Here is a 20,626-nt window from a genome sequence, read left to right as displayed (position 1 = left end):
CGTAAAATTTGTTTTCTTCCTATTTATATAACTTAAAATTTTCTGTTAACTAGCAAAAATCAATATACTATTTTTACACTATTGCAAATGTTTTACTTTTTAAAAACTTAGAAGTTCTAAATTTTTCATCACCTTAAATTTTACTGTAATTTCAACAATCAAATTTAACTAACATTTTAAATTATTCATCATGCTAACAAAAAGGCCTAACGTATAAATGTACGTTAGACCTCATGTTCAACTTATTCATTTTACATTGTATATTAAACACATACATCATTGAATAAATGTTTGCTTACTAACCAATTTTTATGATCTTTAACAACAAGTTTTTCATCTTTAAGTTCATGAATAATATGACCAGCTGTTTCCCGGGAAATCCCAGCCATATCACTCATGAGTTGAATAGTTAAAAACTGTTTGATTTCATAAAATTCATCTTGATCGTATCCTACTGTCTGACATAGATGGCATAACAATTTGATAATTCGATCTTTAGCAAATTTACTTGTTAATGCCATATTATAGTTCATGTGTTGCTGCTCATTATCATTTATTAATGCAAAAAGTGTCAAAAATATATCATCATTAGCTTTGCACAAAAAGGCCATCAATTCTCTAGGCAATCCAAGAACTGTACAATCGGTTAATGCTGTACACAATTCGTTAACTTCTTTCGGATGAAATAAGTTAACGATTGGAAATAATACTTGCTCTTTATTAAAATAACGATATACATCTCCATTTTGATTGTAATGTTCTCTAATAATGTTACCTTCAATTAAAAAGTAAATATTGCTACTTTCTTGTGGCGAAAAATAAATAACTTGGCCTTTCGTATAATGTCTGACAAAACATTCACTTTGATATGGTTGTAATATACTATATGGGATATTAATGTAATCTGCTAATGCCTTTAGTTCATGTTCTAATTTATTATTTCTACCCAAAATAAAGTTTTCTGTCATAAGTTAAACTCCTTCAAACCTTGCAAAGTGTCAGCAGACAACTTTTTCATTTGAATCAACGGAGAAACATATTTAATGTTTTGTCGCGTGATAAAGTGCTACATGTGAATGTGTGTACCTTTATTACCAATCAAAGCTTCGTATGCCTGCTCTAAATTGGTAATGATAACTTTTTTGTTTTCCCCACTTTCAACAAATCGTATCGCAGCTTCTATTTTTGGCAACATCGATCCTTCCGCAAACTTACCTTGTGCTGCGTATTTTTTCAGTGTTGCTACATCAATATCATCGATTTGTTGTTGATTAGGTTCATTAAAGTTAATAAATACATTTTCTACATTCGTAAGAATCATTAAGGTATCTGCTTCAATCAGCGTTGCTAATTTCTCACTAGCAAAATCTTTATCTATAACCGCTTCAACACCTTCATAGGTATTTTCTTTTTTTATAACTGGAATACCGCCACCACCGCATGCAATGACAATATTTTTACCGTCTGCTAAAGTTCGAATTAACTGGTGTTCTAGTATAGATTGAGGTAGTGGTGACGCAACTACTTTTCTATAACCACGTCCTGCATCTTCTTTAAAGACTGAGTCTGGCTGTTCTTTTTGTAATTCTTCAACTTCTTCTTTCGTATAAAAAGGACCAATTGGTTTAGTTGGGTTATCAAATCGTGGATCATTTTTATCTACTTCCACACGTGTAACGATTGTGCCTACAGTTCTATCACTATTCATTTCAGTTAAAATGCGATTGATTTCAGTTTCCAACCAATAGCCTATCATACCCTGTGACATTGCACCACAAGTATCCAATGGCATTGCCGGCGTTGTGTCACTGTTCGATTTAGCTTGTTGGATTAATAAACTTCCAATTTGTGGGCCATTACCATGTGAAATGACAATACGCGCTGGTGAATCAAATAAAGGTTTAAGGTTTTGCATCGCACGTCTAATAGCTGTTTGTTGTGCTTCAGCTGTTGCTTCTTTTGTCTGTATCGCATTACCGCCTAATGCAATGACAATTTTCTCTTTCATATTTTTGTCGCTCCTTTTAAAAAACATTTATCGTTCCCATCAATAACTTAATTAACCCGATAACTGCAAGTACGATAATAATCATAAAAAGAATATAGTCTGATTTAATCAAACGTGTCTGATTATTCTTTTGAACGATTGAATAAACAAGAAGAGCTGGAATATAAAGTAACATCGTCAATAATAAGTAATTGATACCTGCTGCATATATAAGCCATATAGCATAAATTGAGGCTATGATACCAATCGTCCATTGTTTAGTAGTTGCTTGCTGTCTATGCTCTAAAGTGTATTTAACTTGGTAAAATGCACTGAACATATAAGGGTATAAAATAGCACTTGATGCTAGTGAAAATGCAAATTGATACGCACTCTGTGTAAATAGCATACTTATTAAAAATAATTGTACTAATATATTGGTAATAAGCAGTGCATTTACAGGTGCTCCATTTTTATTTTCTTTAGCAAACCATTTTGGAAATAATCCATCTTTTGCAACAATGAAAGGTAATTCACCAGCAAGCAGTGTCCATCCTAACCATGCACCTAGTACCGAAATAATTAAACCAATATTTACAAGTGTAGATCCCCAACCACCTACAATAGTTGCAAGCACCTGTGCCATACTTGGCGAATCTAATTGAGAAATATGATTTTGCAAAATCACGCCTTGAGCTAATACAGTTAATAAGAAATAGATAATTAAAACTGATATAAGTCCTATAACCGTGGCACTACCTACATCTTTTTTATTTTTAGCTCTACTAGAAAAAATTACTGCACCTTCGATACCGATAAACACCCATACTGTCACTAGCATCGTACTTTTAACTTGGCTCATTGTGCTCGCCCAACTAAATGGCAATACACCCTCTGACGTCATACCGAAAAAGCCTGTTTTAAAAGTGTCAAAATTGAATGCAATTATCATGCATATGATTACAAGTAAAATCGGTATTAACTTTGCAACAGTAACAATACTATTGATAAATGCTGCTGTTTCAACGCCTTTTAAAATCAAGAAATGGACACCCCAGAGTAGTAACGAGGCGACAATAATACTTGGTAATGTGTTGCCTCCTTTAAAAATCGGGAAAAAGTTACCTACTGCTGACATCAATAGTGTTGCATAGGCAACATTGCCTAAAAACGCTGAGAACCAATATCCCCAAGCACTGATAAAGCCTACAAAATCGCCAAATCCTGCTTGAGCATAACTATAAATACCACCGTCTAGCTCCGGCCGTTCATTGGTTAAATTTTGAAATACGAACGCTAATGAAATCATTCCTATAGCTGTAATAATCCAACCAATAATAATGGCTAATCCACCGGCTTTACCGCCCATATCAGACATTATATTGAACGCACCGCCACCAATCATGGATCCTATAACTAGTCCAATTAAAGAAGATTTACTGAGTTTGTTATCTCCTGATTCGTTCATATTCATTTCTCCTTTAATACCAATATGAGGTGTCTGTACATGACACTTATATCATCAGACACATCATATTCATATCGTTCCATTTAGTGATTAACTCCCCAATGTTGCTGCCATTACTGCCTTAATTGTATGCATTCTATTTTCAGCTTGATTAAACACTTTTGAATGTTCACTTCTAAAGATTTGGTCTGTAACTTCCATTTCAGCTAATCCATATTTTTCATAAATTTCTTGTCCATAAAGTGTATTTGTATCATGGAATGCTGGTAAACAATGTAAGAATATCGTTGAATCTTTACCTGTTAAATCAAACATCTGTTGATTCACTTGATAGTCTTTTAATAAATTAATACGTTGTTCAAATTCACTTTCTTCACCCATCGATACCCAAACATCTGTATATATAGCATCTGTATTTTCAACTGCTTCTGCAATATTATCCGTAATCATGACTGAACCACCATATTGACTCGCTTTTTCTTTTGCAATATCAACATATGCCTCTTTTGGATTTAATGATTTAGGTGTACAAATTCTTACATTAACACCTAACATAGCACCTGCTACCATTAATGAATGCGCAATATTATTACGTCCATCTCCAACGTAAGTTAAGTTTATTCCTTCTAGATATCCAAAATTCTCTTTTATTGTCATAAAATCAGCTAACATTTGTGTAGGATGCCAATCATCTGTTAATCCATTCCACACCGGTACACCAGAGAACTTCGCTAAATCTTCAACAGCTTGTTGTGAAAAACCACGGAATTCAATACCATCGAACATTCTACCTAATACTTTCGCAGTATCCTCTACAGATTCTTTTTTGCCTAATTGAATATCATTTTTCCCTAAAAATTCTGGATGCGCACCTAAATCAATAGACGCAACTGTAAACGCTGCACGCGTTCTCGTCGAATTCTTTTCGAATAGTAGTGCAATATTTTTTCCAGATAAGTAGTGATGCTTAATACCGTTTTTCTTATACTCTTTTAATGTAATTGCAAAATCAATAAGTCCTTCGAATTCTGCTTTGGTAAAATCACTTTCTTTTAATAATGATCTGCCTTTTAAATCATACGGTTTTTGAATTTCTGTCATTATTTTCACCCTCGTTTCTATAATTTATTACGTTAAATGTCTTCTCTGAATAGTGGTTGACTCATACATCTAGGACCCCCACGTCCACGTACCAACTCGCTACCAGATATTTCAATGACTTTAATGCCTTTTTGTCTCAATAAATCATTCGATACATAGTTTCTATCGTAAGTCACTACAACACCTGGTCTTATACATAATGTATTTGAGCCATCATTCCATTGCTCTCTAGCACCATCAATGACATCACCATTTCCTGTTGGAATGAATTGGATATCATCTATACCTAGTACGTCTTCTAAAGTATCTTTTAAATGATTAGATTGTTTGATGGCAATATCTTTATTTACGTCATCATATTCAATAATAAATATATTCATATTGCCTTCTGCCTTTAAAATGGCTGAATGCATTGTAAATTTGTCATAATCTATCATTGTAAATACTGTATCTAAGTGCATAAATGTTCGACTAGTTGGAATTTCAATTGCTACTACTTTTTTAAACGTCGCCTGCGGATTTTCAAAAATACGTCGCGCTAACTTTTCAATAGCTTGTGCAGATGTACGTTCTGAAACGCCTATAGCCAAGACATCTTTAGATAAAACAAGTTCATCGCCGCCTTCAATATTGAATGGGCAATCTCGATCTAACCAGATTGGAATATTCGCATCTTTAAATCTAGGATGATGCTTTACAATATATTGAATAAATATTGATTCTCGTCGTCGTGCTCTCCAGAACATCCGATTGATTGTTATACCGTGTCCTATTGAGGCTTGTGGATCTCTAGTAAAATAAAGGTTTGGCATTGGATCTAAATAGAATGGATACTTATCATCCATATACTCTACTAGATGTGTACATTTCGGATTAATTTCTTCCTTACGTACCCCTGACATTATTTTATCTACAAGTTCTTGATTAGAAAGTGTCGCAAATAATGCCTTAATTTCTTCTTCATGACCTAATATTGTTTTTTTAGACTCTGCTAATACATCATCAATAAATTCACTTCTTACTTGAGGATTTTCAATACTTTCAGCTGCTAACTTCTCAAGGTAAAGTACTTCAACACCCTCTTCTCTTAGCACCTGTGCAAAATGGTCATGCTCTTTTTGAGCTACTTCTAAATATGGAATATCATCAAATAGTAATCCATCTAAATAATCAGGTACTAAATTTTCTAATTCTTTTCCAGGACGCTTAAGTAACACAGTTTTTAAAGCTCCAATTTCGCTATTTACTTTAATTGGACCATCTGTCATGTCTATTTCCTCCTTTTATCTTTGAATTCATTTAGAGTATAGACAATCTTCAAACGCTTACATGTGATTATATTCACATAAAGAAAGTCGAAAATTTCATATCTTTTTGTTATACAATACATAATAATGGATTTTTATACATAAATAAAGGTGTTTTGAGTCAAAATATACATTTTTTATTCAAAAATACCCGCAAAAACATGTTGTATAAAGTTTTTTATACAGTCAAATGAATGACTATGAATTCTTTCTTTCCATAAAAAAACGCGTACACAAGTTAATATTCGGAAACTAACTTGAGTACACGTGATACGAAACAAATTTTTATTATTCATTTGATACATATCTATTTAAATAATTTTGCGTATACGTATTCTGCCATATCATTTGAGGCAGTTAAGATTAATGTAGTGTCATTTCCACTCACCGTACCTAATATCTCTTCTATATTTAGCTGATCGATAAAATAGTTTATGCCTTGGGCGAAACCAGGTGAGGTTTTGACGATAATGTATGAACCATTGATGATTGAACTTAGAACTTCATGTTCACAATAGTGTCTAAACTTTTCTCTCATCTCTTGTTCTGTTTGATTATTAATAGCTTTATAAATCCATGTTTCACAATCGATAGGGACACGATATATATTAAGTTCTTTCAAGTCTTTAGCAATTGTTGTTGCACTATATCTTACACCAAAATATTCTTCAATATATGAAATGATTTGTTCTTTTTTATAAATCTTATGCTTTTTAACTATTGTAGAAACAATTTCTAATCGTTTACTTTTCTTCATATTGTAAACTCCTTTGGTAGTTACGTTTCTTGTATTAAAAAATAAATTCATGCATGTTTCATTTATAATTTAACACTTTGTTTTGCAAAAGATAATAAAAATACATGTAAATTTTTTGTGACAACTTTTAAAATGAATTTTGTATTCTAAGTCAGCATTTAATTATCACATATTTGCTACTAGTAATGATTTTAGGCTGCCGAGTAGTCTTTCGGCAGACAACCCTCACACTCCTCTCATCTAATTACAAAAAGAGGGTACACCTACAAAGTCAATTATCAATGTAGGTATACCCTATATATAAGCTGTATTTAAAATTTAATTATTTATAAGTGTTTAACATTACTTCTTCTTGTTTATATATTTTTACTCCACGCCTACTTCATTCCATGCTTCATACACCTGTTCAGCTGTTTGCTCGTCATATAAATCTTTAGCCGCTTGGTATAATGCATCTTTACAATCTTTGAAGTTTGAATTACTTGTTAAGTATTCCGTTAATGCTCGGTAGTAAATTTGTTCTGATTTAGATTTCCCTATTGCTTGAATCACGTTATAAGCTGCTTTATTTGGAATTCCAGAATTCGTATGTACGCCACCATTATCTTTTTCAGTGAATACATAGTCTTTCATATGAGCTGGTTGACCAAATTGTTCTGGGTTTGACATGCTGCGTAAAGCGTCTCCCTCTTTTCCAGGTGTGTAGACATCTTCACCCATTAAGAAATCCTCGTCATCTACAAAGTATCCAAAAACATCTGAAAAGCTTTCATTTAGAGCGCCTGACTGGTCCTTATATTCTAAGTTCGCAGTCTCTTGTGTCACACCGTGTGTTAATTCGTGTGCTACTACGTCATTTGCACCCGATAAACTTGTGAATGTGCGACCATCACCATCACCATAGATCATTTTGTCACCAATCCATGCGGCATTATTTCTGTTATCTTGACCACCGTAGTTATTAACATGCGTTAATGAAACAATTGGACTACCTTGGTTGTCATATGATTCACGACCAAATGTGTCTTTGTAATAATCATATGTTTGTTTAGCGTAATAATTTGCATCTACGCCAGCACGTTGCTCATCTTTTACGAAGTTTTCATCTTCATTAGTAATCAATGTTGCTTGACCTGTTTGATCATTAAAGCTAAATGCTGATAATTTACCTTGATGCGTTAAATCTTCTAGGCTAAATCCACCGTCAATACTATTGATATTAATATCTTTTGTATCGCCAAGTACACCTTTTCCTTTACCAGTTTCTGCAGCTTCTTTAACTAAGTTTATTTTTTCTAAAATTTCGCCAGTTTGAGCATCAATTTTAACTTTCCAATGTGAAATTTCTGGTGTCACTGTAATTAACTCAACATTATAAACGTATTTATTACTGTCACCATCGATTTCAACTTTGTTTTCTTTAATGACTTTATCTTTAAGATTTTTCGCTTTATTCTTATCAATCTTAACTGCTTTAAATGCTTTGTCGGCTGCGTCATCTTTACTTAATGTCACTTTATTCGTTGGCTTTACTTTCTTCGCATCAGTATCCCCATTGATTAAAACGACTTTTCCTGATTTGTCTGCGTGTACTTTCACTTCTTTGTCAGGTGCATGAACACCATCAACACTCGGTTGCAATGTGTAATGCGTAAATCCTTTTTTATCAGTTTTTACATCAGTAACAGCGTAATCTTGATAAATATTTTTTACATTTTCGGATTTAGGCAATTCTTTTAATGCTTTGACCGCATCACTCTTTTGAGTCACCTCAAATTTAATATCAGAATTAGCTGGTTTATTGTTTGAATCAATCGCTAATGCTGCTGGTGATAAAGTGCTCAACAAGGTTACTGCTGCCATACTTGTAAATGCATATCTTGAAAATTTCCTCACATTTCATTCCTCCTGAAATCTTAAAAACAGCTTATAAATAAAATATTAATTTAATTTTTCAGAAAAGTAAATGATTATTTCTATTTATTTCGATACTTTTTGTTCGTTGATTTTATTTATTGATTCTTTTCTTTTTTAAAAATGTTATCTGTAGCTAAATAAAATTTTAAAAATTTAGCTTAATTATATTTTAAAATTTATCAAGGCTTTATTTTTGTGAAAATATTAACAAATACAAAATAGTGCTCTATATACTTAATCAATGCTTGAAATATGTGAGATAACTATTTAAATAAGCATGATCAAATAAACATTTTTATCAATTTCAAACAACTATGTAAGATGCAATAATCGTTATTATTTAATAAAAAAGACTAGAATGCGGTATCACTCCTCACACTCTAGCCTTAATATGCTATTGTTTTATTTACTTGTTTTGTATGGTGTATGTCCAACTGTTACTTCGACAACTCTATTATGATCAACGACAAACCAGATGCCTAATGTCTTTTTAGCATTTTGATAGTAAAAAATACCGCTATCAGCTTCCTTTGTTTTACCATTTTCTTTTTTCAAGTCCTTGCCATAAGCTTTTTGGATATCTTTTAATGAAATATTATTTTTAACTACAAATTGCAATTGACTTGCTTCGTTTCCTTTTGCAGAAACACCTTTAAAAGTTTGATCATATTTCTCTACTTTTTTTATCGTATTCGTTTTAGCTAATTTAATACCATTGAATTTCACGTTATCATACTTAATCGCGTTAATAAAATTCTTATCCAGAATAAAATTAGCATTATTACCAATATAACCATTGTAAGTATAATATGGGGTTATTGCTGCCTGTGCCTGATTACTTGTTGGCGCCGAATTTTCAACAACTGTTACTCCAATCAGTGTGCCCAATGCTAATGTTGCTGCTACACAAACTTTACTGGTTTTATTCATAATTATCTCTCTTTTCCATACAAATATTTTATTCCTTACACTTTTATTATAACTTTTCCAGCCATAAAAATACTAATGATTATATTTATAAATACATAACAGTTTTGTTATACTAATTGAAGTACACAAAAAACAATGAAAATATTAATATCGTCTAATTTTCTAATATTTATTTTTTAAAATGATTATGGCAATATTGAAATAAATTATTTAGCTTCACGTATCGACTACTTTTCATTAACATGGAGGCGTTATATTTGAAAAAACTTCTTATTACCATCGTAATTATCGTATTAATCGGAGCACTTGGGTTCGCAATTTATGCTGCAATAAATCATTCTACATCATCAAGTAATAACCAAGAACAAGAAAATAAAGCTACGCATAAAAAGACAGACACCGAAGAAAATGATCAACAAGATGATAGTGCAGACAAAGCAGATAAAAATCAAAATAATGGCAATAACGTTACTAATGACAATCAACCATCTTTACCGTCAAATGTTCCTAACAACCATTCAACAGCACCTTCGAATACGCAACCAGCTCAGCCAAAAGACTCAAATTCAAATAAAAATAATACTCACGGTGGTGGCAGTCAATCGTCAACAAACAACCAAAATAATCAACAACAGAACACACCACCTGCTAATAAATCAAATAATACCAATACGCCTTCTAAACAAACACCTCAAGCACAATCACCTAAAAATTAATCATTTACCTGATACGTCCACAAGTATCAGGTACATAAATCCAGAAAAACAGCAGTATGATATTTTTCTATTTGAAATATCTTACTGCTGTTCTTTATTTGCATAATTCGCACTCTGTTAAATTCATATAAAAGTTCGCTTTAATGTCATTGACGTATGTATAAGCTCTCATGTTTAATAATATTAATACACCTTTAAAAACGCTTACACGGAAAATTTAGAAAGGAGGTACATGTTAAATGCTTGATAGACACTTAAAACTACTCCAGTTTTTTATTAAAAATCCATCAAAGCACATTAGTTCTAATGAAATTGCTGAACATGTCAATGTTTCAAACCGCACAGTTCGCAATGATATCCATGTTATCAATAGCAATTTTATGGATGATATCATCGTAAGTATTAAATCTAAAGGATATCAATTAAATACATCGCAGTATACCTTAGAAACGATAACTGAACGTTACACGCATATTCAATCATATAAAGAAAAACTATTATTATCTATGGCGTATCAACTGCTAATGCACAATAAATCGCAGACATTGCAACAACTAGAGCAAGATTATCTATTATCTAAAACTGTGCTCAACGACTATTTCGTTCGAATTCAACAATGGTGTCAAAAATTTAATATCGCTTTAACAATCAAGAAAAAACAAGGTATTGTGGTCGATGGAACAGATAATGATATCACTAATGCCATCATCCATTTAAATCAATTATCATCAGGGCATGTACATGTTGAAGACCTAATTTTAAATGAATTACCTGATTCACACCAAAGGATGATTTCGCATATTATACAAGAGACACTTCAACAACATAGTATTGAAACAACTGATATTCAAATACAACAGCTTTTAATTCATCTCATTTTAATCATTAAACGTAAGCAATCTTTAAGTGAGCTAGACACGTTAAACCACGATGCAAAATTGATATCTCAATCTTGCATTAAGCAAATCAACGAAAGATTAGGTTATGACTTGAACGAAAAAGTAATCAATATGTTTTCATTCTTTATTGGTTATCATTTTAATAAACTCGATATTGGCATAGAACGTATATTTATACAAAGTTATATTGATCGCTTAATCGAATTGATGCAGCAACATATTCATGTACCTTTCAATGAAGATTCGATTTTACAACAAAATTTATATAATCATTTTAGTAAAGCATATTTACGTATCACTCAAAACATTTATTTAAACAATCCTTTAGTTATAGAGATTAAAAAACTCTATCCCTTTGTGTTTAACACACTTTTTGAAGCGATTGATAAATTAGCAATTGATACTGATATAGAGATGAGCGAAGATGAAATTGCCTTTTTAACCATTCATTTTCAAGCTGCCATCGAGCGTCGTACCAAAACACAATTAAATGTAGTCATCGCTTGTTATTATGGTCTAGGTGTGTCGAATTTTTTAGAAACTAAAATAAATAACTTATCCGAAGAGTTGTCAGTGATAAATACGATTAAACTAGAAAATATAACACACTATCACTTTGACAATGTAGATTTATTAATAACGACCCATGATATTCCAAAACAAACGCTAAACATACTTCCTAAGCACCTAACGATTATCAAGGTTGCACCATTATTTTCTGAAGATGACCGTCACAAAATCAGACACGTTGTGAAGCAAAAGCAAAATCCGGTTCAAGCACATCATCATATGGACACTGTCAATTTCCTTGTCGTAAATACTGAACAAAAACCACGACATACTGTGCAAATTTTTGAAGAAGCTCAAAAAATATTACAAGCACATCATGCGATTGTAGAAGGATATATCGAATCAGCTTTAGAGCGTGAGAAATCATCTTCTACATACATAGGTAATTTTATGGCGATTCCTCATGGAGATCCTGAAAAAGTTTTACAATCACATGTGCTTATTTTTCGTACAAAAGATGTTTTTCCTTGGCGACAACACGATGTCAAACTTGTCTTTTTCTTAGCGATTTCGCATAAAGACAAAGCTTTTACAAAACAAATGATGCAATTAATTGCTAACTTGGATGATGATTCAGTGAACCATTTATGTAGTTTAGATGATCATAGTTTAAAGCAACAGTTATTTGAATACTTACAAGAATAATTGCCACTAGTAACGGTAATTATTCTTTTTTTTAGTATCGAGAATGCGCTTACAATATAGAAAAGGAGATGATTTTATGAAAATTGTAGCTATTACCTCATGCCCAAATGGCATTGCACATACATATATGGCTCAAGAAAAACTTGAGCAGGTAGCAAAAGAAATGGGTGTGGATATTAAAGTAGAGACACAGGGCGGTGTTGGTGCTGAAAATGTTTTAACTACGCAAGACATCGAAGAAGCTGACGGTGTCATAATTGCAGCTGATAAACAAGTTGATCTGTCCCGATTTGTTGGTAAACGGTTGATTAATGAAAATGTTCGCGAAGGGATTCATAATCCGAGAGATCTAATTCAACGTATCATTAATCAAGATGCGCCTATTTATCAATCTGAAACAAATTATCATTCGAAAGATCGCGATAAGTCTAAAAGTGGTATTCAAATGGTGTATCAACATTTAATGAACGGTGTATCGTTTATGGTTCCTTTTATCGTAGTTGGTGGACTCCTTATCGCCATCGCGCTGACTCTAGGCGGTGAAACGACATCAAAAGGATTAGTCATCCCAGATGATTCATTTTGGAAATCCATTGAAAACATTGGTAGTTTAGCCTTTAAATTTATGGTCCCAATACTAGCTGGATATATCGCTGTTAGTATCGCTGACAAGCCCGGTCTCGTTCCTGGTATGATTGGCGGCGCTATCGCTGCTGACGGTAGTTTTTATGGCAGTGATGCAGGCGCAGGATTTTTAGGTGGTATTGTTGCTGGTTTCTTAGCAGGTTATATCGCAAAGTGGATTAAAGATATTAAAGTTCCAAAAGCAATGGCACCAATTATGCCTATCATTATTATTCCCATTATTTCATCGGTCGTTGTAGGATTGATATTTATATTTTTAATCGGTGCACCAATTTCTAATATTTTTGAGGCATTAACAACCTGGTTAAAAAGTATGCAAGGTGCTAATATTATTATACTTGCGATGATTATAGGTGCGATGATCGCCTTCGATATGGGCGGTCCAGTAAACAAAGTAGCATTTTTATTTGGCTCAGCACTTATTGCTGAAGGTAATTACGCCGTTATGGGTATGGTCGCAGTTGCTGTATGTACACCACCAATCGGTTTAGGTTTAGCAACGTTTGTTCAAAAGTATAAATTCAATCATTCCGAAAGAGAAATGGGTAAGGCTTCCTTCACTATGGGACTATTTGGTATTACTGAAGGTGCTATTCCTTTCGCAGCGCAAGATCCATTGCGCATTATACCTGCAAACATCATTGGTGCAATGATTGCATCAGTCATTGCAGCCATTGGTGGTGTCGGCGATAGAGTCGCACATGGAGGTCCAATTGTGGCTGTATTAGGTGGTATTGATCATATATTATGGTTTACCTTTGCAGTGATAGTAGGTAGTCTTGTCACAATGATTACTGTACTATTATTAAAACGCAATACACCAGTTATAGCAGTAGATGCACCAGCGCAACACACGCAACTTCATGATACAGATATAACACAACATGATACAGAGGTTGACAATGTAGATAACACCGCGAAACATTCACATCTCAATAAACCTTCTCATGTTTTTGATCAACAAACTATGGTAATTACTGATCACGACATGTCTCGAAACGAAGCAATTGATATGTTGATTCATAAACTTAAAATTTGCCGTTATGTTGAGCACACATCGCATTTAAAAAATGCAATCCTAGAACGTGAAATGGAGTCTACGACAGCTATTGGCATGAACGTGGCCATTCCACATGCAAAGTCTGATGTTGTAAAACAACCGATTGTAGCTGTTATGAAAAATAATCATGGAGTTAAATGGGAGAGCCTAGATGGTAGTCTACCTCAATTGATATTCTTAATTGCCGTACCAAACAACAGTCAGGATACACATTTAAAAATACTTCAGCGCTTATCTAAAGCGTTAATGAATGATGAGACACGCCAATCACTAATTAATGCAAACAGTACTACAGAAATTTACAACTTATTAATGAAAATATAGAGGAGTTTTAACTATGGCATTATTTTTACAACCCGTTTTTAAAGACAGAATTTGGGGCGGTCATGCATTAAAAGCATTTAACTATGATATCCCTAATAAAACAACTGGTGAATGCTGGGCAATTTCTGCACATCCAAATGGTCCTAATACAATTATCAATGGTCCATACAAGGATATGACCCTAGATCAACTTTGGTCACAACATCGTGAATTATTCGATAATGATTCACGAGATAGTTTCCCTCTGCTAACTAAAGTATTAGATGCCAATGATAAATTATCTGTTCAAGTTCATCCGGATGATGATTACGCTTTAAAACACGAAGGCGAACTAGGTAAAACAGAATGTTGGTATATTTTAGATGCAGCCCCAGGTGCTGAAATTATATATGGCGTACATGCACATAATAAACAGACGTTAATCGACATGATTGATAATCATGAATTTGACAGTCTTTTCAAACGTATACCTGTTAAGCCCGGTGATTTTTATTATGTTCCTGCTGGCACTGTCCATGCCATTGGTTCGGGTATTTTAATTTTAGAGACACAACAATCATCCGATACGACATACCGTATTTATGACTATGATAGACGAGATCAAAATGGTCAATTGCGTGATTTGCACTTAGAGCAAAGTAAAGATGTGATTGAATTAGGCAATCATGAACCAAATACTACTCCTATAACAACTCACATCGACACACACACTGTAACTCAATTTGTAGATAATCAGTATTTTGCAGTATATAAATGGGATATTCATGGAGATTTAAAATTCAATAAACCACATGCTTATTGCTTAGTTACAATTATCGATGGTACTGGCACTTTAGCAGTAAACGATAAGCACTATGACATCCAAAAAGGTTCTAGCTTTATTTTAACTACGGAAGACGAAGATATTCACTTTGTCGGTAATATTAGTGCTATAGTAAGTCATCCTGGATAATAGCAATGATAACACCCGTCCCATAAAAGACAGAAATTACTATCTCTTCTGTCTAAAAACATAAAAATCCACACATTAAGGAGCTATAACCCTAATGTGTGGATTTAATTTTTATTCTGTAACGTTACTTTGGTCAACTTTTTCAGATACGCGCTTCATCAATGGATCTGTTACAGGTTTTAAAATTAAACCTACAACGAAGAATCCTATGCCAAATAACGTTAATATAATTAATTTTGTAATTAAGATTTCCGGAACAATACCGCCTACTGTTTCACGTAATGAATCAATTGCATACGTAAATGGTAAGTATGGCGAAATGTTTTGGAAAAATTGTGGCGTAGTTTGAATTGGGAATGTTCCTCCACCACCTGCAATTTGTAATACAAGCAATACGATTGCAATGGCTTTACCTGGGTTACCAAGTAATGAAACGCACGTGTATACGATTGAGTTGAAAATAATCGAACAGAAAATCGTTATAAGTACGAATAATACAGGTGACTCAACCCCTGCTTTTAGGATTAACAAATCTCCAACCGATACAATGAGTGCTTGCAACATACCAAGCATTATAAAGAATCCTGCCTTACCTAAGAACACTTGTCGTGTCGTTAACACTGACTCTAGACTCTTATGTTTATTATCAACCGTTAATAAACTTACCATCAAGAGTGCACCTACCCATACTGACAGTGCAGTATAGAATGGTGTCATACCTGAACCATAATCCTTAACTGGGAAAACATCAACAGTCTTCTTATTAATAGGATTTGCAATAATACCCGCTTGCTTTTTCAAATCATTCTTAAGCGTGTCGATTAATTTATCGACTGCATCATCTTTGTCTAATTTCTTGAAAATTTTATTCGCTTTTTTCAAATCTTTTTCAACATCAGGCAATTTATTTTGAGAAAAATCAGCTAAATCTGATAAAGCCTTTTTCGCTTGTGGCTGATTTTTATTTAGTAATCCTACCGCTTGATCATAACCATTTAATAACGTTGGTAAATTTTTATTCACACTTGCTGTCGCATTGGTTAAACGTTGCTCCAACTGTGGTAAATCGTTACGTACAAAGTTAGCTGCTTTCGCTACATCACTTTTCACTTTAGGGAAGTTTGCTTGAGCATTTTTAACAGCACTAATGTATTGTTGTTCAATACTTGGTAATACTGTTTGTAAACGATCGATACGTGTTTTACCATTTTTTAAAATAGCTTGTCCACTGTTAATGACTTGATCAATTGTATTTAGCTTAGACTGAACATTAGACAATGCCGTTTGCCCTTTATTCAATTCATCCATAATACGTTGTGATATTGATACTAAAGAGCTGTTAATATCTTTTTTAACATAATCTCTAAATGATGATAATGATGAATCTAGTTTTGACAGTTGATCTAGTAATTTAGTAGCTTCAGCAGTTCCTGAACTACCATTCTTTAATGCATTGCTTAATTGATTAACTAACCTTAGTGATTCATTAATTCTATTATTAGCTGCCTTTACCTTATCAATTTCTTTTGATAAATCAACATTTTCATTCTTCTCAATCTCTTTTAATGTATCGATAAATTGTTGATTATATTGAGTTGTGTATTCTAAACCGGACTTAACATTATCTAAAGACTCTCTAAAATCAGAAGGCTTGTCCGATGCTAAAATGCCATACGAAATATTACGTAATGCCTGACTATCTTTTTGTGCGGCTTTCGCTTGGGTATCTAAATTATTTGATAATGATAATAAAGAGCCCGTTAATGCCGCTTCCATTGATTTAACATCTTTATCTGTAATGTTTTGTGTGTTCTCGTTAGCTGTGCTGACTTGTGTTGTTGTTATATCTGCAAAACTTTGCCCATCTTTTTTCCCGCTTGTACTTTGTGGTGTAGTCGATACAGGCGCATTATTACTATTTGGTGCGGTATTTTGCGTAACATTATTATTTGGTGCGGTATCGCCACTTGGTGCACTTGGTGGCGTTGGTGCTACACCATTACCAGCTGCAGGTGCACTATTTGATGTTTCGTTGTTCGCCGCGCTATTTTGAGGAATCTGTTGCTGATTTCTTCGATTTAAATCTTGCGCGCGTCGAATTGCATCTTGATAATCACCGACTCTACTTCTAACTTGTGTGACGAAGCCTTTGGCATCATTTAACTGTCCATTAGCTTGATCAATACCTTGACTCGCAATGTTAAGTCCTTGATTAATTTTAGGGAACTGCGCTGGCACGTCATCAGCTGCAAAATTTAACGCTTTTTCAATTTTCGGCATATAATTATTTAAAGCTAATATCAACTTAGCCTTTTCATTAAGTTGCGGAATAGCACCATTGACTTCGTTTAATTTTTTCTGAGCATCTAAAATATCACCTTTATAATTTCCTAGTTTTCTAAAATCATTCGCATATTTATCTAAATCCGCTTGGTGGTTATTCAAATATACAATTTTATTCGCAAAGTCATTAATCTTAGGTAAAGCTTTATCTGCTGAATATACCGCATTTTTTATCTTGTTAATTGTCGGCACATTTTCTTCAATAGTTAAACCTGCTTTGTTAGCTTCTTCTAATAATGCTCGAGTTACTGTTTTATTAAATTGTTCATTCGCTTTTTCAACGACAACTGACGAACCAGTATCTGTTAGCTTAGACGCAACAGCGTTAATCTTCTGATTCACCTTAAATTCTACATCTGCTTTTTGAGGCTGCTTACGTAGTGTTCCAGTAATTTCATGTGTAAACTTAGATGGGATGTAAATACCTGCAAAATATTTACCCATTTTTATCTCATGATCAGCTTTCTCTCTACTTACAAACTGCCAATCAAAGCTTTTATTTTTCTTGAGTGTATTAACCATCGTATTACCGACATTAACTTTTTTCCCTCTGATTGTGTCGCCTTTATCTTCATTAACGACTGCGACCTTGATGTGTCCCGTGTTGCCATATGGATCCCACATTGCCCATAAGTTAAACCAAGCGTAGAACGATGGTAAAATAGCTAAGCCTGCTAAGATAATCCACACAGCTGGCGTCTTAGCTACTTTCTTCAGATCCATTTTAAATAATTTAAATGCGTTCTTCATTGTCACACTCCTATGTAGGAATTATTCATATTTTTTATATATTTTTTGTAAATTAATTTATTTTTGCGTTGTGAATTAGTATAATCAATTTACTGGAAGATATTTAGTCGATTGATACCTATCAACTATTTTCAGCATACGATAAATTATAACAAATCATAGTTTATTATCACACTTAATTATTATATTTTTCAAGGGAGAATACGAAATATGCCTAAAAATAAAATTTTAATTTATTTGCTATCAACTACGCTCGTATTACCTACTTTAGTTTCACCTACCGCTTATGCTGATACACCTCAAAAAGATACTACAGCTAAGACAACATCTCATGATTCAAAAAAATCTAATGACGATGAAACTTCTAAGGATACTACAAGTAAAGATATTGATAAAGCAGACAACAATAATACAAGTAACCAAGACAATAACGACAAAAAATTTAAAACTATAGACGACAGCACTTCAGACTCTAACAATATCATTGATTTTATTTATAAGAATTTACCACAAACCAATATAAACCAATTGCTAACCAAAAATAAATACGATGATAATTACTCATTAACAACTTTAATCCAAAACTTATTCAATTTAAATTCGGATATTTCTGATTACGAACAACCTCGTAATGGTGAAAAGTCAACAAATGATTCGAATAAAAACAGTGACAATAGCATCAAAAATGACACTGATACGCAATCATCTAAACAAGATAAAGCAGACAATCAAAAAGCACCTAAATCAAACAATTCAAAACCAAGTACATCTAACAAGCAACCAAATTCGCCAAAGCCAACACAACCAAATCAATCAAATAGTCAACCAGCAAGTGACGATAAAGCAAATCAAAAATCTTCATCGAAAGATAATCAATCAATGTCAGATTCGGCTTTAGACTCTATTTTGGATCAATACAGTGAAGATGCAAAGAAAACACAAAAAGATTACGCATCTCAATCTAAAAAAGACAAAAATGAAAAATCTAATACAAAGAATCCACAGTTACCAACACAAGATGAATTGAAACATAAATCTAAACCTGCTCAATCATTCAATAACGATGTTAATCAAAAGGATACACGTGCAACATCATTATTCGAAACAGATCCTAGTATATCTAACAATGATGATAGTGGACAATTTAACGTTGTTGACTCAAAAGATACACGTCAATTTGTAAAATCAATTGCTAAAGATGCACATCGCATTGGTCAAGATAACGATATTTATGCGTCTGTCATGATTGCCCAAGCAATCTTAGAATCTGACTCAGGTCGTAGTGCTTTAGCTAAGTCACCAAACCATAATTTATTCGGTATCAAAGGTGCTTTTGAAGGGAATTCTGTTCCTTTTAACACATTAGAAGCTGATGGTAATCAATTGTATAGTATTAATGCTGGATTCCGAAAATATCCAAGCACGAAAGAATCACTAAAAGATTACTCTGACCTTATTAAAAATGGTATTGATGGCAATCGAACAATTTATAAACCAACATGGAAATCGGAAGCCGATTCTTATAAAGATGCAACATCACACTTATCTAAAACATATGCTACAGATCCAAACTATGCTAAGAAATTAAACAGTATTATTAAACACTATCAATTAACTCAGTTTGACGATGAACGCATGCCAGATTTAGATAAATATGAACGTTCTATCAAGGATTATGATGATTCATCAGATGAATTCAAACCTTTCCGCGAGGTATCTGATAGTATGCCATATCCACATGGCCAATGTACTTGGTACGTATATAACCGTATGAAACAATTTGGTACATCTATCTCAGGTGATTTAGGTGATGCACATAATTGGAATAATCGAGCTCAATACCGTGATTATCAAGTAAGTCATACACCAAAACGTCATGCTGCTGTTGTATTTGAGGCTGGACAATTTGGTGCAGATCAACATTACGGTCATGTAGCATTTGTTGAAAAAGTTAACAGTGATGGTTCTATCGTTATTTCAGAATCCAATGTTAAAGGATTAGGTATCATTTCTCATAGAACTATCAACGCATCTGCCGCTGAAGAATTATCATATATTACAGGTAAATAAGTATTATATTAAACCCGTAAAATTTATAAGTATAAACAATGAGTTCGGACTTAAGCATATTGAAATGCTCCCTTCAAAGTAGACATTGAAAAAATGAAAACTTTGAAGGGAGCTTTATTTATGTCAATAAAACCTAAAGTAGACATAGATGTACTGCTATATATGTTTCAAGAATATGAAAAAGG

15 protein-coding genes are annotated in these 20,626 nt (G+C 33.1%); 5 read left to right on the top strand and 10 right to left on the bottom strand.

The window, feature by feature from the left end; genetic code table 11:
* Nucleotides 1-263: 263 nt before the first annotated feature.
* The 9 genes from IDG45_RS10955 to isaB form a co-directional block, all read right to left on the bottom strand.
* A complete protein-coding gene (locus IDG45_RS10955) occupies nt 264-968 on the bottom strand; it encodes a Crp/Fnr family transcriptional regulator (protein WP_000138224.1) in 705 nt (234 codons plus the stop codon).
* Nucleotides 969-1,066: 98 nt separating this feature from the next.
* Nucleotides 1,067-2,008, bottom strand: coding sequence for a carbamate kinase (gene arcC / locus IDG45_RS10950; RefSeq protein WP_000660032.1), 942 nt, complete (start codon nt 2,006-2,008; stop codon nt 1,067-1,069).
* A gap of 16 nt (nt 2,009-2,024) precedes the next feature.
* Nucleotides 2,025-3,455, bottom strand: a complete 1,431-nt coding sequence (gene arcD, locus IDG45_RS10945; RefSeq protein WP_001005835.1) for an arginine-ornithine antiporter — start codon at nt 3,453-3,455, stop codon at nt 2,025-2,027.
* A 90-nt stretch (nt 3,456-3,545) separates the two neighbouring features.
* Nucleotides 3,546-4,556, bottom strand: coding sequence for an ornithine carbamoyltransferase (gene argF / locus IDG45_RS10940; RefSeq protein ID WP_000136167.1), 1,011 nt, complete (start codon nt 4,554-4,556; stop codon nt 3,546-3,548).
* A 32-nt stretch (nt 4,557-4,588) separates the two neighbouring features.
* Nucleotides 4,589-5,824, bottom strand: a complete 1,236-nt coding sequence (gene arcA / locus IDG45_RS10935) for an arginine deiminase (protein ID WP_000129409.1) — start codon at nt 5,822-5,824, stop codon at nt 4,589-4,591.
* Between the two features lie 176 nt (nt 5,825-6,000).
* On the bottom strand, nt 6,001-6,168 hold the full coding sequence (locus IDG45_RS10930) for a hypothetical protein (protein ID WP_206171624.1): 168 nt from the start codon (nt 6,166-6,168) through the stop codon (nt 6,001-6,003).
* Between the two features lie 2 nt (nt 6,169-6,170).
* Complete coding sequence (locus IDG45_RS10925; protein ID WP_000748760.1) at nt 6,171-6,620, bottom strand: arginine repressor; 450 nt, start codon at nt 6,618-6,620, stop codon at nt 6,171-6,173.
* A gap of 366 nt (nt 6,621-6,986) precedes the next feature.
* Entirely contained in the window at nt 6,987-8,516 is a 1,530-nt protein-coding gene (aur, locus tag IDG45_RS10920) for a zinc metalloproteinase aureolysin (RefSeq protein WP_001225029.1), read from the bottom strand.
* Nucleotides 8,517-8,939: 423 nt separating this feature from the next.
* Nucleotides 8,940-9,467 carry an immunodominant staphylococcal antigen IsaB gene (isaB, locus tag IDG45_RS10915; RefSeq protein ID WP_001044566.1) on the bottom strand — a complete coding sequence of 176 codons (528 nt, stop codon included), beginning with the start codon at nt 9,465-9,467 and terminating at the stop codon, nt 8,940-8,942.
* 257 nt (nt 9,468-9,724) lie between these two features.
* Here isaB and IDG45_RS10910 point away from each other — a divergent pair, with 257 nt between their 5' ends.
* The 4 genes from IDG45_RS10910 to manA all read left to right on the top strand — a co-directional run bounded on the left by IDG45_RS10910 (nt 9,725) and on the right by manA (nt 15,278).
* Nucleotides 9,725-10,183, top strand: a complete 459-nt coding sequence (locus IDG45_RS10910; protein ID WP_000734788.1) for a hypothetical protein — start codon at nt 9,725-9,727, stop codon at nt 10,181-10,183.
* A 239-nt stretch (nt 10,184-10,422) separates the two neighbouring features.
* Nucleotides 10,423-12,297 carry a BglG family transcription antiterminator gene (locus tag IDG45_RS10905; protein WP_000887010.1) on the top strand — a complete coding sequence of 625 codons (1,875 nt, stop codon included), beginning with the start codon at nt 10,423-10,425 and terminating at the stop codon, nt 12,295-12,297.
* 76 nt (nt 12,298-12,373) lie between these two features.
* Complete coding sequence (locus IDG45_RS10900; protein ID WP_000706098.1) at nt 12,374-14,326, top strand: PTS fructose transporter subunit IIABC; 1,953 nt, start codon at nt 12,374-12,376, stop codon at nt 14,324-14,326.
* Between the two features lie 13 nt (nt 14,327-14,339).
* Complete coding sequence (gene manA / locus IDG45_RS10895; protein ID WP_001173206.1) at nt 14,340-15,278, top strand: mannose-6-phosphate isomerase, class I; 939 nt, start codon at nt 14,340-14,342, stop codon at nt 15,276-15,278.
* Nucleotides 15,279-15,389: 111 nt separating this feature from the next.
* On the opposite strand, the gene IDG45_RS10890 is transcribed toward manA, so the two are convergent.
* Nucleotides 15,390-18,371 (bottom strand): YhgE/Pip domain-containing protein, encoded by a 2,982-nt coding sequence (locus IDG45_RS10890; protein ID WP_000785097.1) that lies wholly within the window; start codon nt 18,369-18,371, stop codon nt 15,390-15,392.
* A 210-nt stretch (nt 18,372-18,581) separates the two neighbouring features.
* On the opposite strand from IDG45_RS10890, the gene IDG45_RS10885 reads away from it, so the two are divergent.
* Nucleotides 18,582-20,441 carry an amidase domain-containing protein gene (locus tag IDG45_RS10885; RefSeq protein WP_042908057.1) on the top strand — a complete coding sequence of 620 codons (1,860 nt, stop codon included), beginning with the start codon at nt 18,582-18,584 and terminating at the stop codon, nt 20,439-20,441.
* The last annotated feature ends 185 nt before the right edge of the window (nt 20,442-20,626 follow it).

This window comes from Staphylococcus sp. EG-SA-10 (assembly GCF_017151945.1).
Classification (GTDB): Bacteria; Bacillota; Bacilli; order Staphylococcales; family Staphylococcaceae; genus Staphylococcus; species Staphylococcus aureus.
The sequence above is the reverse complement of the archived record's forward strand: the minus strand, read 5'-3'. Positions and strand labels throughout refer to the sequence as shown.

Coding starts and splice junctions, on each gene's coding strand:
- IDG45_RS10930 (WP_206171624.1), bottom strand. CDS start 6,168: ATGTATCAAATGAATAATAAAAATTTGTTTCGTATCACGTGTACTCAA.
- IDG45_RS10905 (WP_000887010.1), top strand. CDS start 10,423: ATGCTTGATAGACACTTAAAACTACTCCAGTTTTTTATTAAAAATCCA.
- IDG45_RS10900 (WP_000706098.1), top strand. CDS start 12,374: ATGAAAATTGTAGCTATTACCTCATGCCCAAATGGCATTGCACATACA.
- IDG45_RS10955 (WP_000138224.1), bottom strand. CDS start 968: ATGACAGAAAACTTTATTTTGGGTAGAAATAATAAATTAGAACATGAA.
- IDG45_RS10925 (WP_000748760.1), bottom strand. CDS start 6,620: ATGAAGAAAAGTAAACGATTAGAAATTGTTTCTACAATAGTTAAAAAG.
- IDG45_RS10885 (WP_042908057.1), top strand. CDS start 18,582: ATGCCTAAAAATAAAATTTTAATTTATTTGCTATCAACTACGCTCGTA.
- IDG45_RS10890 (WP_000785097.1), bottom strand. CDS start 18,371: ATGAAGAACGCATTTAAATTATTTAAAATGGATCTGAAGAAAGTAGCT.
- argF (WP_000136167.1), bottom strand. CDS start 4,556: ATGACAGAAATTCAAAAACCGTATGATTTAAAAGGCAGATCATTATTA.
- arcA (WP_000129409.1), bottom strand. CDS start 5,824: ATGACAGATGGTCCAATTAAAGTAAATAGCGAAATTGGAGCTTTAAAA.
- arcD (WP_001005835.1), bottom strand. CDS start 3,455: ATGAACGAATCAGGAGATAACAAACTCAGTAAATCTTCTTTAATTGGA.
- manA (WP_001173206.1), top strand. CDS start 14,340: ATGGCATTATTTTTACAACCCGTTTTTAAAGACAGAATTTGGGGCGGT.
- arcC (WP_000660032.1), bottom strand. CDS start 2,008: ATGAAAGAGAAAATTGTCATTGCATTAGGCGGTAATGCGATACAGACA.
- isaB (WP_001044566.1), bottom strand. CDS start 9,467: ATGAATAAAACCAGTAAAGTTTGTGTAGCAGCAACATTAGCATTGGGC.